Below are 14,127 nucleotides of genomic sequence, written 5' to 3'. Positions count from 1 at the left end.
ATTCAGCGGCCGACCGAGGAAGACCCCTGTATGCAGGTGGAGACGGCCGCCAGGCGGTCGTCGCATCGGCAGGCGGCGCGCCGGACGAGCCTCGCGAACGCTGGTGACAGCTCGCCGCAAGCCGCGCTTCTCGATGAGGCGATCAGCCCATGACGGCGCGGAGCATCGCCCGCTCGATCGAGACGACCTCGGCGATGTAGGCCTGCGCCTGCTCGTCGTCGTGGCAGCTCTGAACGCCGCGCACCCAGCCGCCGAGGGCTCCCGTGATAGCGGCGGCAATCGCGTCCGCGCGGGGGGTGCCCATCGCGAGGCCCAGCTGGCGGGCGTTGCGCTCCACCCAGATCTCCTGGCCGGAGCGGATCGACGAGACGTCGATGTCGGTGGTGCCGATGGTCTGGAAAAGCCGGCCCAGCGCGGCCTCGCGGAAGGCGCCGACGAGATAGGCGTGCGTGCCGGCGACGAAGAGTGCTACGTCGTCGACGACACCGGCGCTGCGCGCGCTCGCGATGGCGTCGCGCACTCGTTCCGCCTGCCGCCGACCGTAGGACTGGAACACTTCCAGGAAGAGGTCCTCCTTGCTCGGGAATCGGTTGTACAGCGTGCCGACGCTCATCCCCGCTCGACGGGCGATATCGGACATGGCGGTGCCCTGGTAGCCGTGCTCGACGAACAATTGGGCGGCTGCGTCCAACGCTGCGCCGGTCGTAGGCGCGGCGGGGGCGGACCTGCTGGTGGCGGCAGTGATCGTCGTGCTCCGCTCAGCTGCGCGGCATGCCGAGGATGCGCGAGGCGATGATGTTCCGTTGAATCTGCGCGGAGCCGCCGTACACGCTCATGGGGCGGGTCTGGAAGTACTGACTCACGACTTCGGGCGCTCGTCCGGTGAGGATGTCGGCGCCGTGGAGCTTCAGCGCGAGATGCGCAAGCTCCTGGCTCGCCTCGGTCTGCAGTATCTTCGCCACCGAGCCCTCCTCGCCGACGAGCTTACCGGTAGCACGCGAGCTGAGCTGCTCGAGGGCGACAAGGCGAACGACCTCGCCTCGCACGTAAGCCCGCGCGAGCTCGAGCCGCAGACGGGGGTCGTCGGTGGCGCCGATCGCGGCTGCGTGTCGCTCGAGGCTCGCCAGCTGCTTGTTGAGCGTCGAGATCGCGCCCACGTCCGACGGTCCGCGCTCGTAAGCGACCGTGGTCATCGCGATCTTCCAGCCGTCGCCCTCTTCGCCGACCAGGGCCGACGCAGGGACCCGAACGCCGTCGTAGAAGACCTCGCTCGTCTCGGGATCGCCGTTGGCCAGCACGATCGGCTGCAGTACGAGGCCGGCGGAGTCCATCGGCACGAGGAACGCCGAGATCCCCTTGTGCTTGGGAACGTCGGGGTCGGTGCGCGCCAGCACCAGACACCAGTCGGCCCATTGGCCGGCCGAGGTCCACATCTTGTGACCGGAGATGACGTACTCGTCCCCCTCGCGCACCGCCTTGGTCGTGAGCGAAGCGAGGTCCGACCCCGCGCCCGGCTCGCTGAAGCCCTGGCACCACTGGATCTCGCCGCTCAGGGTCGGCGGGATGAACCGCGCACGCTGCTCGTCGTTCCCGAACATCTGGAGGGCGCGGCCGATATAGCCGACCATGGCGGGCAGCGACGGCGCGTCGGCGTTGCCGTTCTCCTCGTTGAGGATCGCGTCCATCGTGGGGCTGAGCCCTTTGCCACCCCACTCGACGGGCCACGACTGTCCGATGTAACCGCCCTCGTACAGGCTGCGGTGCCAAGCGAGGCGCTCGGCGGCGAGGTCGGCGTTGCTGCGCTCGCCCTCGTGGCGGGGCGGCACGTTGTCGGTCAGCCATGCACGAAGCGTTGCTCGGTACTCGGCCTCTTCCGGGCTGTCGCGATAGTCCATGTCACTCTCCTCCGAGTCGGGCGTCCGCGATCGCGCGCAGCTGGGTTTCTTCTCCGCCGAAGAGCATGGAGTCGAACATGGCGCGGCGCGTGTAGAAGTGGGCGATGTGCTCCCAGGTCTGGCCGATTCCGCCGTAGAGCTGCATCACGGCCTCGGCGGTGGGGAGGGCGTTGCGTGCGGCGATGGCCTTCGCGGTGCGTGCCGCGAGGAGTGCCTCGCCGGGCGCGAGCTCGTCCACCGACCACGCCGCGTAGTTCACGGCGGCGGCGATCGCCTCGATCGCCACGTGCGCCTCGGCTGCGATGTGCTGCACAGCCTGGAAGGATCCGATATGCACGCCGTAAGCGACGCGCTGCTTCGAGTACTCGACGACTCCGGCGAGTGCCGCGCGCAGCGTTCCCGCGGCGTCGGCCGCGAGGCCGGTGAGCGCGAGCGCGGTGAAACGGTCCAGGTCGTCCTGCGTCAGGGCGCCGCCCCGCTCCCACTCACCGTCGTCGGTGGGCTCCCAGAGCTCGTTGGTCAGCGAGATCGAGTTGAGCCGGCGTGCGCCCGAGATCGCCCGGCGCGCGATGAACGTCCCGCCGTCGTCATCGCGGAGCACGCACAGTGCGAATCCGGCCTCCCGGGATGCTCCCCACAGCACGCCACGGTCACCGGCCGTATCGCCGATCGCCTCGAGGCCCGGGTGCATGAGCAGGCTGTAGTGGTCGTCTCCTGCGAGGAGGCCCGGCAGCCATCCGCCGACATCGCCGGAGCGGCTGATGAGATCCACGGCCAGCGCGCCGCCGGCCAGGTACGGGGCTGGCGCGAGCGCGGCGCCCAGCGCCTGCGACAGCAGCGCGATCTCGACACCGCCCGCCAGCGGAACTTCGTCGGTGCGCTCGCGCAGTTCGAGCAGTCCTGACGACTGGAGGGTGCTCCATCCCGCGAGGGGATCGGCACCGTCGATATCAGACGGATTCGCGATCCCGATGGACGCCGCGATGTCGTTCGCGAGTTCGCGGAACTCCTGCTGTGTCTCGTCGATGAGGGCCTGCATGCGACTCCTTCGTGCGTGTGCTGGACTTCGATTATGCATGAACCGGATTCATCGCGGAACCTGGTGCTGGGGTCACACGGACTCCGCAGTGCGACCCGATGGGCTGTCCCGACTCGTGGACGATGCGCCGAAGGCACATTTGTAACCCGCAAGTTTTTCCAGGTCAGAGATTCAAAACCCATAATTGGGCGGGCCAATTTCATGATCAAGTATTTGACACTGTAACACCGCACAGACTACGAATGAACTGCTCGATTCCACCCGAATCGGATTCAGCATCGAAGGAGCTGCCCCATGAGTCCGTGGTCCCCGTCAGAGTTCGAGGGCGCTGTCGTCGCCGTCACCGGAGCAGCCCAGGGCATCGGCCGTTCGATCGCCCTCGCGTTCGCCGCGCAAGGCGCTAACGTCGCTGTCATCGACGTCCAGGAGGCCGCGGCCCAGGCTGTGGTCCGCGAGATCGAAGCCGGCGGCGGCCGCGCGGTCGCCGTGGCGTGCGACGTCTCGAAGCGCGAGAGTGTGCGGGCGGCAGTCGGGGCGGTCACCGACAGCCTCGGTGGGATCCGAGTGTTGATCAGCAACGCGGGCATCACCCGTCCAGCCATGATCCGCAAGATGACCGACGAACAGTGGGATCAGGTGGTGGGGGTGCACCTCAACGCCTCCTTCTACTGGCTCCAGGAGGTCGTCGAGCCCATGATCGAGGCCGGTGGCGGGCGCATCATCTTCACGTCTTCGTCGACGGCGCAGAACGGGTCGATCGGTCAGGTCAACTACGCAGCCGCCAAGTCCGGCATGCTCGGTCTCATGCGCAGTGCCGCCAAAGAGCTGGGCCGATACAACATCCTCGTCAACGCCGTAGCACCGGCAGCCCTCACCGACATGACGCGCACCGTGATGACTGACCCGAAGTTCGGCGCCGACCCCTCGAAGAGCACGCTCCGCCGCTTCGCGGAGCCCGAGGAGATCGCGCCGGCGTACCTGTTCCTCGCTAGCTCGGCCTCCAGCTACATGACCGGCCAGGTGCTCTCGGTAGACGGCGGATCGATGATGGTCCGATGAGCGCCGAAGCTTTCACCGTCACCTCGTCGGACCTCACCCGGCTGCTCTCGCCGCGCTCGATCGCGGTCGTCGGTGCCTCTGACAAGCCGGGGCGCATCGGCACCCAGCTCCTCGACAACATCGCGCGGCTGTTCCCCGGCGAGATCCATCCGGTCAATCCCCGTGCCGACGTGCTGGCGGGTCTTCCCGTTGTGGCTGATGTCGACGCGCTTCCCGACGGCGTCGACATGGCCGTCGTTGCCGTTCCGGCCGAGCAGGCCGTGCCGACCGTGGCCCGGCTCGCAGCGAAAGGCGTCGGCGGCGTCACCCTCTTGAGCTCGGGCTTCTCCGAGTCCGGGCCCGAGGGCATCGAACGCCAGGCCGAACTCGCTCGCATCATCGAGTCGACCGGCATCCGCGTGCTGGGCCCCAACTGCATCGGGTTCATGAACCTCCACGAGGGGGTCATGGCCAACTTCGCGATGTCGGGCGCAGTAACGCTGCCTGAGCCGGGGCCCGTCGCGCTCGTGTCGCAGAGCGGCGGCTTCGCGTCGTACCTCACGAACGCCTCGCTGCGTGCCGGCATTCGCCTCGGATACTTCGTCTCAACCGGCAACGAGGCCGGCGTCGTGCTCGCGCATGCCGTCGAGCATCTCGTCGAGCGCGACGAAGTGGGCACCGTGCTTGTCTTCAGCGAATCGCTGAAAGAACCGGAGACGCTCATCCGCGCCGCGCGCCGCGCCCACGAGCTCGACAAGCCGATCGCGCTGCTGAAGGCCGGGCGCACCGAGGAGGCCGCGCGGGCGGCGATGAGTCACACGGCGTCCGTCACGGGCTCGTCCGACGTGCTGGATGCGGTGTGCCGTCAGTACGGCATTCATATCGCCTACTCCATGGAAGAGCTGATAGACCTTGGCCTGGCCTTCCAGGACGGCCGCCGCGCCCCCGTGGGCGAGGTCGCCATCGTCACAGCATCGGGAGGCGCCGGCGTTCTGCTGACGGATGCTGCGGCCTCATCAGGTCTGGAGGTGCCTGCTCCGCCGGCCGATGCGGTTGAGCGCATCACCGCGGTCATGCCTCAGCCCTTCTACGGCAGCATCGAGAATCCGGTCGACATCACGGCGCAGGGCACCGCGTCCCCGCACTCGTTCGGACTCGTACTCGACGCGGTCCGCGATCTCGACACGTTCGACTGCATGGCCGTCGTGACGTGGCAGGGGGACTACCCCTCGAACGACCGCATCGTCGAGACCTACCAGTCGACTGACAAGCCGTTCTTCGTGCTGACCACGGGATACATGGAGAAGTTCCAGGCCGCAGGCGTGCCGATGTACCTCGACCCCCACCGCCTCATGCGCTCCCTCGCGGCCGTCGCGCGTCACTCTAGGCGCACGCCGCTGGATGAGCCCGGCGCCGGCGCCACCCGCCCCGTCGACCTCACGCGCCTGCTCGCCCCGGCCGCCGGCCGGGCCACGATGCTCGAGCACGACGCGAAGGCACTTCTCGCGGCGTACGGCGTCGTCGTGACGCGTGAGCGCCTGGTCGAGGCGGCGGCGGATGCCGCGACCTTCGCGGCTGAGCACGGCGCCCCCGTCGCGCTCAAGGCCATGAGTTACGACCTGCCGCACAAGACCGAGTACGGAGCGATCCGGCTCGGCGTGCGCGCGGTCGACGTGGACGATGCCACGGCCGACATGCTCGCGGAGGTGGCCCGCCGGGCCCCGCACGCCGAGATCGTCGGCGTACTCGCCCAGGAGATGGTCCCCGCGCGCCTGGAGCTCACGGTCGGCATGCGTCGGGATCCGGTCTTCGGTCCAGTCGTCGCGGTGGGCCTGGGTGGCGTCGCGGTCGAGATCATGGCGGCCGCCGTCTTGCTGCACGCGCCCTTCTCGCACGAGATGGCCGTCCGCACGATCGCGGACCTCCTCGACGGCCGGATCACCTCGGCCGCGCGCGGGCTCGACGCGCAAGAGCTCTCGCAACTGGCGCACACCGCGGTCGCCGTCGGGCGCCTCGCAATCGACGTCCCCGAGATCGCCGAGATCGATGTGAACCCCGTGTGCGTCCACGATGGCCGCGCGGTGGCCGCGGACGCCCTCATCGTGTTCGAACGGACGGGCGACGCGTCGTGAGTCGGCTCACCGAGCTCGTCGGCACGACTGCACAGCCCTTCCGATTCCTCGTAGAGGAGGGCAAGGTCGCCGAGTTCGCCCGTGCGGTGCAGGCGACCGATCCGCTGTTCCACGATGCGGCAGCGGCGGCAGACGCAGGTCTCTCGGGGGTCCTCGCGGCCCCTACGTTCAGCACCGCGAGTGCGCACTGGTCGGGTCCTGCATCGTCGCCCGCGCTGGGACTCGACCTCAAGCGCGTGCTGGCAGGCGGGGGAGAGTGGGAGTACTTGTCGCCTGTCGTCGCCGGCGACGAGCTCGAGGTGGTCACCACAGTCGAGTCCGTCCTCGAGAAGCAGGGAAGCCGGGGACCCATGGCGGTCATCCGTGTGCGCACCGACTTCGCGCGCGACGGCGAGATCGTGCAGCGCTACACCTCGAACATCATCCAGTTCGGCGCCGTCGACGAGGAGAGCAGCGCATGAGCGTAGGCGACGTCGTGCTCGAGAAGGACTTCGGTCCGGTCACCCGCACGCATCTCGTGCGCTACGCCGGCGCCGGCGGCGACTTCAACCCGATTCACCACGACGAAGGGTTCGCGCAGGCGGCCGGCTACCCGTCTGTCTTCGCGCACGGCCTGTTTACAGCCGGGCTCGCCGGCGCGGCGCTGGCTGAAGCGGTCGGTCCGCTCGCCCTGCGTCGCTTCGCGGTGCGCTACGTCGGTCAGGTCTGGCCTGGCGACACCGTGACCGTGACCGTGCAGGAGACGGATGCCGCGGCATCCGCCCGCCGCAGTTTCGAGGTCACCGTCGAGGCGGTCGCAGCCGACGGGCATCGCCGCGTCGTCATCACCGGTACGGCGGAGGCGGACCGATGAGCGCCGCGGATCTCGCTCCGGCGGAACCCGCGCCCTGGGCCGGCTTCGTCCGGCGCCGGGGGGAAGGGCGTATCCCGTTCCAGTACTGCACCTCGTGCGAGCGTGCCGTGTTCTACCCGCGCGTGCTGTGCCCGCACTGCGGGTCGCTCGAGCTCGAGTGGCGGGACAGCATCGGTGCCGGCGTCGTGTACTCCCAGACGTTCCTGCCGACTCGCGAGGGTGGCGGCCGCTACGTCCTGCTGGTCGACTTCGACGAGGGCTTCCGTGTGATGGGCTCGTCGACCGACGACACCGGAGCGTACGCGATCGGCTCGCGCGTGCGCGGAGCGGTCGACACGAGCGACCCCGAGGCGGAGCCACGCTTCGTCTTCACCGAGGAGAAGCAGGGATGACGCACATGTTGCGTGGCGCCGCCGTGATCCGCGGAGTGGCGGAGTCCGAGCTCGGCGAGGTCGGCCCCGATCGCTACCCGCTCGATCTGCTCGGCGAGGCGGTGGCCGGCGCACTCGCCGACGCCGGCATCGCGAAGTCGGAGGTCGACGGGTTGTTCACTGCCGTCCCCGGCCGCATGATGTCGAACCTCGACGTCGGCGAGTACCTCGGCATCGCTCCGTCGTTCACCGACGGCACGATGATCGGCGGCAGCTCGTTCGTCAGCCATGTGCACCACGCAGCCCTCGCCCTCGAGGCCGGTGCCTGCAACGTCGCCGTCATCGCTTACGGCAGCACGCAGCGCACCGATGCGCGGCGGCCGGGTCGTCGGCCGTACCCGCCGGAGGTGCCCAGCTACGAGGCTCCGGCCCGCCCGGTGCATCCCGTGACCGGCTACGCCCTGGCCGCAGCACGTCACATGCACGAGTTCGGCACGACGCGCGAGCAGCTCGCCGAGGTCGCGGTCGCCGCCAGGCGCTGGGCGCAGCTGAACCCGAAGGCCTTCAAGCGTGACGCGCTCACGATCGACGACGTACTGTCGGCGCGCGTCGTCGCCACTCCCTTCACGACCCTCGACTGCTGCCTCATCACCGACGGCGGCGGTGCCCTGGTCATGACCCGCGCGGACGCGTACACGGATCGCGCCAAAGCGCCCGTGTACGTGCTGGGCGCGGGGGAGGCGCACTCGCACCGATCGATCTCGCAGATGGCGGACCTGACGACGACCTCGGCGCGCGAGTCCGGCAGGCGGGCGTTCGAGATGGCGGGGCTGACCCCGGCCGACATCGATGTGCTCCAGCTGTACGACGCGTTCACCATCAATCCGATCCTGTTCCTCGAGGACCTCGGCTTCTGCGCGAAAGGCGAAGGCGGGGCCTTCGTCGAGAGCGGGCGCATCGCACCCGGCGGCGCGCTGCCGGTCAACACGAACGGCGGCGGACTGTCCTTCTGCCACCCCGGCATGTACGGAATCTTCGCCCTCATCGAGGCCGTGCGTCAGGTGCGCGGAGAGGCGGGAGAGCGCCAGGTCGCCGGCGTGACGACCGCACTCGCCCACGGCAACGGCGGTCAGCTGTCCAGCCAGGTCACCGCGATCCTCTCGGCGGAGCGGTGATGACGGACGGCATCGTGCTCACCAGCCTCGAGGACGGCGTCCTCGTGGTCACGCTGAACCGACCCGAGGCGATGAACGCACTCTCCGTGGCGCTGTCGCACGAGCTCACCCGCACCCTCGCCCGCGCCGCGCAGCCCGATGTGCGCGCCGTTGTCTTGACCGGTGCCGGCCGGGGATTCTGTGCCGGGGCCGATCTGCGCGACACACGCACCGGCGACGTCGCCCGCGAAGGCCTGCGTGCCACCTATCACCCGATGGTGCTCGCGCTCACGGCGTTGGAGAAGCCGGTCATCGCGGCCGTCAATGGCCCCGTGGCTGGGGCGGGACTCGCGCTCGCACTCGCGGCCGACGCCCGGATCGCCGCACCCGCCGCGAAGCTCGTGCCGGCGTTCGCCACGATCGGCCTGGTGCCGGATTCCGGCGTCGGCTACCTCGCCGCGCGCGTGCTCGGCGAAGCCCGGGCGTTGCGATGGCTGGCGGGCGGTGAGCCGATGCTGGCCGACGAGGCGCTAGCCTGCGGCGTGTTCGAAGCCATCGCCGATGCCCCGGTCCCGCCGGCTGTCGCTCTGGCGACGCGGCTGGCCTCCACCCCGGGGCGGGCTTACGGACTCACCAAGCGGATGCTGTGGGCCGAAGGCCGGCGCCTGCTCGCCGCGAATCTCGATGTCGAGGTAGACCTGCAGCACCTTGCGGTCTCCGACCCCCAGCGTGCCGCGGCGCGCGCCCGCGCCGTGGACGACATGGGTTCACGCACCCCGGAGAAGGAGAAACCATGACCGACGCCGAGGAGCAGCCGGTTCTGATCCATGTCGCCGACGGGGTGATGACGATCTCCTTCAACCGTCCGACGCGGCACAACGCCGTCACCGGCCGCATGCACCGGGAGTTCGTCGCCGCGCTGGAACAGGCCAGGCAGAACAAGGACGTGCGCGTGGTGCTGATCCGGGGCGAGGGTCGCTCGTTCTGCTCCGGCGCCGACGTCGCCGACTTCCAGACGCCGGCAGTGCCCCCGACCGCCGCCGAGCGTGCGCTCGCCGTCATGGGCGGGCGCGAGCTCGTCGACGCGCTGCTGGCCGTGCCGCAGCCCATCGTTGCCGCCGTACGCGGCTATGCGATGGGACTCGGGGCGACGATCGCACTGTTCTCGGACGTCGTGATCGCCGCGGACGACGCGGTGCTCGCCGACACCCACGTGAACATCGGGGTCGTCGCCGGCGACGGCGGCGCCGTGATGTGGCCGCTCCTGGCCGGGCTCGGCCGTGCCCGGTTCCACCTTCTGACCGGTGAACGAGTGACGGGTGCGCTGGCGGCGGAGTGGGGGCTGGTCTACCGAGCGGTCCCGGCCGACGCCGTCGACCAGGAGGCGCGGGGCGTCGTCGCCAAGCTCGCAGCGCTCGCTCCGCTTGCCGTGCAGGGCACCAAGTCGACGCTGAACCGCATCGTGCGCGAGAAGGTCGAGCTCGTCCTCGACCACGGACTATGGAGCGAAGCCGTGACGTTCCTATCCGACGATCATCGCGAGGCGACCGCCGCATTCATGGAGAAGCGCACCCCGGGGTTCGAGGGTCGCTGACTCTGCCTGTGGCGCGCGACGGGGTTGAGACCTCAGCATCCACCGATTATGATCGAATATCAAATCTTTCCGAGCGTCCGAGGATGTACCGCACATGAACAAGCTCAGTCGTGACTTCGGCATCGAGTACCCGATCTTCGCCTTCAGTCACTGCCGCGATGTCGTGGCGGCCGTCTCCAAGGCAGGCGGGATGGGTGTGCTCGGCGTGGTGGCGATGTCGCCCGAGGAGATCGACGTCGAGATCGCATGGCTGAAGGAGCAGTGCGGCGACGTGCCGTTCGGCATCGATGTGGTGATGCCGGCCAAGACCGCCGACCGCGAGCGGGGCCTCACGGACACGTCGAGCCTCGTCGACGATCTCGACAAACTCATCCCTGACGGACACCGGGCGTTCGCTGAGGCCCTCATGGATCGGTATCACGTACCGGTGCCGATAGACGCCGCCCGCCGCCTCGGCGCCAAAGGCCTGAGCGCCTCGTACGGCGCGGCCCAGCTGGAGGCCGTCTTCGCCCACGACATCCCGTTCCTCGTCAGCGGCCTGGGCGCGCCCCCGTTGGAGACCATCGAGCGCGCGCACGCGAACGGTGCCAAGGTCGGTGCGCTGGTCGGAAAGCCCGAGCACATCGCCAAGAGCGCCGGCACCGGCATCGACGTCTACATCGCCCAGTCATACGAGGCCGCCGCCCATACCGGCGACATCGGCTCGATGGTGTTGACCCCGGACGTGGTGGACGCCGCCGACGGCACCCCCGTTCTCGCCGCGGGCGGCATCGCGACCGGCCGGCAGATGGCTGCCGCGATGGCGCTGGGTGCCGAAGGGATCTGGACGGGTTCGATCTGGCTCACGTCGCAGGAATCGTCCACCGACCAGCGCGTGAAAGAGCGCATGCTCGAAATGACTTCGAGCGACACCGTGCGCTCGAAGTCGCAGACGGGCAAGTACAACCGTCAGATCCGCACACCGTGGACCGAGGCGTGGGACAGCCCCGAGAGTCCCGGCAATCTCCCGATGCCGTTGCAGCAGATGCTGTACTCCGAATACACCGCCCGCGCCCGGCGCGCGGGCGTGTGGGAGCTCGTCGGCGGGCCCGTGGGCCAGGGCGTCAGCCGCATGAACGCGATCAAGTCGTGCAACCAGATCATCCTCCAGATCGTCGAGGAATACGCCGAGACGCTCGATCGCCTCGCCTCCCTGCGCGACGAACTCATGGCTTGAACCGCAATCCCTTCCACGGTGGTGGCCATCGCTCCCGCCCAGACACAGGAGTGACGATGACGTCGAACCAAAGTGCCGTGTACGACACCCCGACCACGCTGGAGGAGGCCACGGCCATCCTCGACGAGGCACCGCTGGCGCGCGTCTCCGTCCCCACCGGCGGAGACGTGTGGATGGTCCTGAGTCACGAGCTGGCACGTCAGCTGCTGGCCGATCCGCGTGTCGGGCGCGAGCCGCTCGTGAGCCGCGAAGACATCCCCTACAAGGCGAGGTTCCCCGAGTACCTCACCCGCACCCTGCTGTTCAAGGACGATCCCGAGCACGCGCGGCTTCGCCGTTCCGTCGGCAAGTGGTTCGCGCCGCGCCAGATCCGCGCGCTGCAGGCCGAGATCGAGGTCGAGTGCGAACGCCTGCTGGATGAGATCGAGCAGCGCGGACCAGACTTCGACCTGGTCGAGGAGTACGCAGTCCCGGTGCCGATCTTCGCGCTCACCAGGGTGCTGGGAGCGGATCGCACGATGGCCGCCGATTTCCTCCGCTGGAACCAGGTGCTCTTCGGCACCGGCGCCTCGCTGGGCGCGGCGGAGGTGGCGGCGGTAGAGGCGGAGTGCGTCGCGTACCTGCGCGCGGAGATCGCTCGCAAGCGCGGCGCCGACGGTGACGACCTGCTGTCCGCACTCGCGAACGTTCCGGAAGGGGAGGGCGCGCTCACCGACGATGAGATGATCTCGATCGCGATGCTGATCCTGGTGGCGGGCTTCGACAACACGGCGAACTTCATCGGCAACGGCGCCTTGGCTCTCCTTCGTCACCCGGCGCAGCTCTCGTACTTCCTCGATGACATCGACGGGCGCGTCATCCCCGTCGTCGAGGAGCTCCTGCGGCACGGCCGGCAGTCGGTGGGCAGCGGAGTCCGAAACATCGGAATGCCTTTCGTGGCGCTGGAGGACATCGTGGTCGGCGACATCACGATCCGAGAAGACGAGATCGTGCTGATCAACCGCAACGCCGCGAATCACGACGACAGCGTGTTCGAACGCCCGCTCGAGCTCGACTTGAGGCGCGAGGACAACCCGCATCTGACACTGAGCTATGGAGTGCATTCCTGTTTGGGCGCGCCGCTCGCGCGCCTGGAGCTCCAGGTGTCGCTCGCCGCGCTGTTTCGCCGGTTCCCGGCTCTGCGGGTGGTGGGCGAGCCGGTCTCGCAGATGGACACGATGTCGGAGGCCATCGAGCACCTCCCCGTCACGAGTGTTGCGGAATGAGCGACGCTGCGACGGGCATCGCCGGCATCCATAAGCCGCGCGGCCTCGCGGGCGACGCATTCCGGCTCGATGGGAGGGTCGCCGTGGTATCAGGCGGGTCGAAGAACATCGGCCTCGAGATCGCCGCGGCGCTGCTTCAGGCGGGAGCGCACGTCGTCATCACCGGTCGGAAGAGAGACCAGCTGATCGCCGCGCGAGAGGGGCTCCTCGAGCTGGTCCCCGGCGGCGAAGTGACGACGGTCGTCGGGGACGTCTCTGCAGCGGACGGTCCGGAACGGATCGCGGATGCCGTCCACGGGCGCTACGAGATCGTCGATGTGCTGGTCAACAACGCCCACCTCACGGGCGCGACGCGAGACATCCACACCTTCGACATTCCGCGGGAAGTCTTCCGTGAAGTGTTCGATACGAACCTCTTCGGCCCGCTGGAGCTCACCGGGCGGCTCCTGAAGCCGTCGATCGAAGCCGGGCGATCGGCATCCGTCATCAATGTCCTGTCGGGCGCCGCCTTCCGCACCACTCCTGGCCTGCCGGGGTATTCGTCCAGCAAGGCGGCACTGTGGATGCTGACGCGCCACCTCGCGGAGGAATGCGGCCCGCTCATCCGAGTGAATGCGGTGTGCCCTGGGATCGTGACCGAGGACGGGCAGCCGCGCTTCGCTTACGGCCGCTCGCTGCTGGAAAGCGGCGGCATTCCGATGGGGCGGATCGGCGGGCCGGAGGAGGTCTCGGCAGCGGTGCTCTATCTCGCGTCGGATGCGGCGTCGTACACGACAGGTGCCGTGATCCACTGCAACGGCGGCCGAAGCTGGTGAGCTCCCGGGTTGCCGCACGAAGGTCGCGCCGCTACTGCGTATCTGCCGGAAGGGTATAGCCCACGAGGTCGGATCCCTGGATGAAATGCGCCTCCATGAGATTTCTCGCGGCCTGGGAGTCGCCCGCGGCGATCGCGTCGATGATCGCGGGATGGTCGCGCAGCGCGCCCTCCGTCATGCCGGGGACGGAGTCGAACAGGTCGCGCCGAACAAACCGGTTCGTCAGGCGAAGGAACCAGCGGAGCCGGTCTCCCGTCGGGATCTTGTTGATGTGACGGTGGAAGGCGCCATTGAGATGCTCGAGTCGGGCGGAGCGCTCTTCACCGGCCGGCAGTCTGCTCGCCTCCTCGAGCTCGGCGTGGAGAACCCGCAGCGTCTCGACGTCCTCTGGGGTAGCCTCCCGGGCGGCCCGCGCGGCGAGCACCCCGCCCAGCTGCGCCTGGATCTGGAAGATGTCGTCCAGGTCGGCTTGGGTGAGCGGATTCGCGCGGAATCCGCGGCGAGGCTCTGCGTTGACCAGTCCCTCGTTGCTCAGCGCGATGAGCGCTTCGCGCACGGGCATGATGCTGACGCCGAGCTCCTCGGCGAGTTCCTCCATCCCGAGTTTCGCGTCCTTCTCGTATGCGCCCTGCAGGATTGCTTGACGCAGCGAGTCGGCTACCTCGTCGGCGAGCTTGGGTCGAGCCGCCGGGCGATCGAGCCGTGCGTGGGTTGTGGCCATCGTCGAGTCCTTGATCAGGTATCGAATGCTGTCG

15 protein-coding genes are annotated in these 14,127 nt (G+C 68.9%); 11 read left to right on the top strand and 4 right to left on the bottom strand.

Translation table 11 applies throughout. From position 1 onward, the window contains the following. Nucleotides 1–142: 142 nt before the first annotated feature. The 3 genes from ASD56_RS02430 to ASD56_RS02420 form a co-directional block, all read right to left on the bottom strand. Entirely contained in the window at nucleotides 143–691 is a 549-nt protein-coding gene (locus tag ASD56_RS02430; protein ID WP_157535731.1) for a TetR/AcrR family transcriptional regulator, read from the bottom strand. 67 nt (nucleotides 692–758) lie between these two features. Continuing rightward, on the bottom strand, nucleotides 759–1,895 hold the full coding sequence (locus ASD56_RS02425) for an acyl-CoA dehydrogenase family protein (protein WP_055960784.1): 1,137 nt from the start codon (nucleotides 1,893–1,895) through the stop codon (nucleotides 759–761). Between the two features lies 1 nt (nucleotide 1,896). Beyond that, complete coding sequence (locus tag ASD56_RS02420) at nucleotides 1,897–2,934, bottom strand: acyl-CoA dehydrogenase family protein (RefSeq protein WP_055960782.1); 1,038 nt, start codon at nucleotides 2,932–2,934, stop codon at nucleotides 1,897–1,899. Between the two features lie 294 nt (nucleotides 2,935–3,228). On the opposite strand from ASD56_RS02420, the gene ASD56_RS02415 reads away from it, so the two are divergent. From ASD56_RS02415 to ASD56_RS02365, 11 genes are all read left to right on the top strand, one after another. Further along, complete coding sequence (locus ASD56_RS02415; RefSeq protein WP_055960780.1) at nucleotides 3,229–3,993, top strand: SDR family NAD(P)-dependent oxidoreductase; 765 nt, start codon at nucleotides 3,229–3,231, stop codon at nucleotides 3,991–3,993. Beyond that, a complete protein-coding gene (locus tag ASD56_RS02410) occupies nucleotides 3,990–6,104 on the top strand; it encodes an acetate--CoA ligase family protein (protein ID WP_055960778.1) in 2,115 nt (704 codons plus the stop codon). The genes ASD56_RS02415 and ASD56_RS02410 overlap by 4 nt, the downstream gene beginning before the upstream one ends. Further along, nucleotides 6,101–6,565: an FAS1-like dehydratase domain-containing protein gene (locus ASD56_RS02405; protein WP_055960775.1), complete on the top strand. Its 465-nt coding sequence runs from the start codon at nucleotides 6,101–6,103 to the stop codon at nucleotides 6,563–6,565. The genes ASD56_RS02410 and ASD56_RS02405 overlap by 4 nt, the downstream gene beginning before the upstream one ends. Then, nucleotides 6,562–6,957: a MaoC/PaaZ C-terminal domain-containing protein gene (locus ASD56_RS02400; protein ID WP_055960773.1), complete on the top strand. Its 396-nt coding sequence runs from the start codon at nucleotides 6,562–6,564 to the stop codon at nucleotides 6,955–6,957. The genes ASD56_RS02405 and ASD56_RS02400 overlap by 4 nt, the downstream gene beginning before the upstream one ends. After that, entirely contained in the window at nucleotides 6,954–7,349 is a 396-nt protein-coding gene (locus tag ASD56_RS02395; protein WP_055960771.1) for a Zn-ribbon domain-containing OB-fold protein, read from the top strand. The genes ASD56_RS02400 and ASD56_RS02395 overlap by 4 nt, the downstream gene beginning before the upstream one ends. Next, complete coding sequence (locus ASD56_RS02390; RefSeq protein WP_055960769.1) at nucleotides 7,346–8,503, top strand: acetyl-CoA acetyltransferase; 1,158 nt, start codon at nucleotides 7,346–7,348, stop codon at nucleotides 8,501–8,503. Before ASD56_RS02395 ends, ASD56_RS02390 begins: the two co-directional genes overlap by 4 nt. Continuing rightward, nucleotides 8,503–9,279 carry an enoyl-CoA hydratase-related protein gene (locus ASD56_RS02385; RefSeq protein ID WP_055960767.1) on the top strand — a complete coding sequence of 259 codons (777 nt, stop codon included), beginning with the start codon at nucleotides 8,503–8,505 and terminating at the stop codon, nucleotides 9,277–9,279. The genes ASD56_RS02390 and ASD56_RS02385 overlap by 1 nt, the downstream gene beginning before the upstream one ends. Beyond that, nucleotides 9,276–10,076, top strand: a complete 801-nt coding sequence (locus ASD56_RS02380) for an enoyl-CoA hydratase/isomerase family protein (protein WP_055960765.1) — start codon at nucleotides 9,276–9,278, stop codon at nucleotides 10,074–10,076. Before ASD56_RS02385 ends, ASD56_RS02380 begins: the two co-directional genes overlap by 4 nt. Before the next feature lie 94 nt (nucleotides 10,077–10,170). Continuing rightward, complete coding sequence (locus ASD56_RS02375) at nucleotides 10,171–11,292, top strand: NAD(P)H-dependent flavin oxidoreductase (RefSeq protein ID WP_055960763.1); 1,122 nt, start codon at nucleotides 10,171–10,173, stop codon at nucleotides 11,290–11,292. Between the two features lie 56 nt (nucleotides 11,293–11,348). Continuing rightward, nucleotides 11,349–12,557: a cytochrome P450 gene (locus tag ASD56_RS02370; protein ID WP_055960761.1), complete on the top strand. Its 1,209-nt coding sequence runs from the start codon at nucleotides 11,349–11,351 to the stop codon at nucleotides 12,555–12,557. Beyond that, a complete protein-coding gene (locus ASD56_RS02365) occupies nucleotides 12,554–13,372 on the top strand; it encodes an SDR family NAD(P)-dependent oxidoreductase (RefSeq protein WP_055960759.1) in 819 nt (272 codons plus the stop codon). Before ASD56_RS02370 ends, ASD56_RS02365 begins: the two co-directional genes overlap by 4 nt. Before the next feature lie 31 nt (nucleotides 13,373–13,403). Here ASD56_RS02365 and ASD56_RS02360 read toward each other — a convergent pair whose 3' ends face one another. Next, nucleotides 13,404–14,093: a GntR family transcriptional regulator gene (locus ASD56_RS02360; protein WP_162249495.1), complete on the bottom strand. Its 690-nt coding sequence runs from the start codon at nucleotides 14,091–14,093 to the stop codon at nucleotides 13,404–13,406. Nucleotides 14,094–14,127: the final 34 nt, after the last annotated feature.

Origin of the sequence: Microbacterium sp. Root166, assembly GCF_001427145.1 — a bacterium.
Taxonomy (GTDB): Bacteria; Actinomycetota; Actinomycetes; order Actinomycetales; family Microbacteriaceae; genus Microbacterium.
Note: the sequence above shows the minus strand (reverse complement) of the source record. Positions and strands in the feature narration are given on the sequence as shown.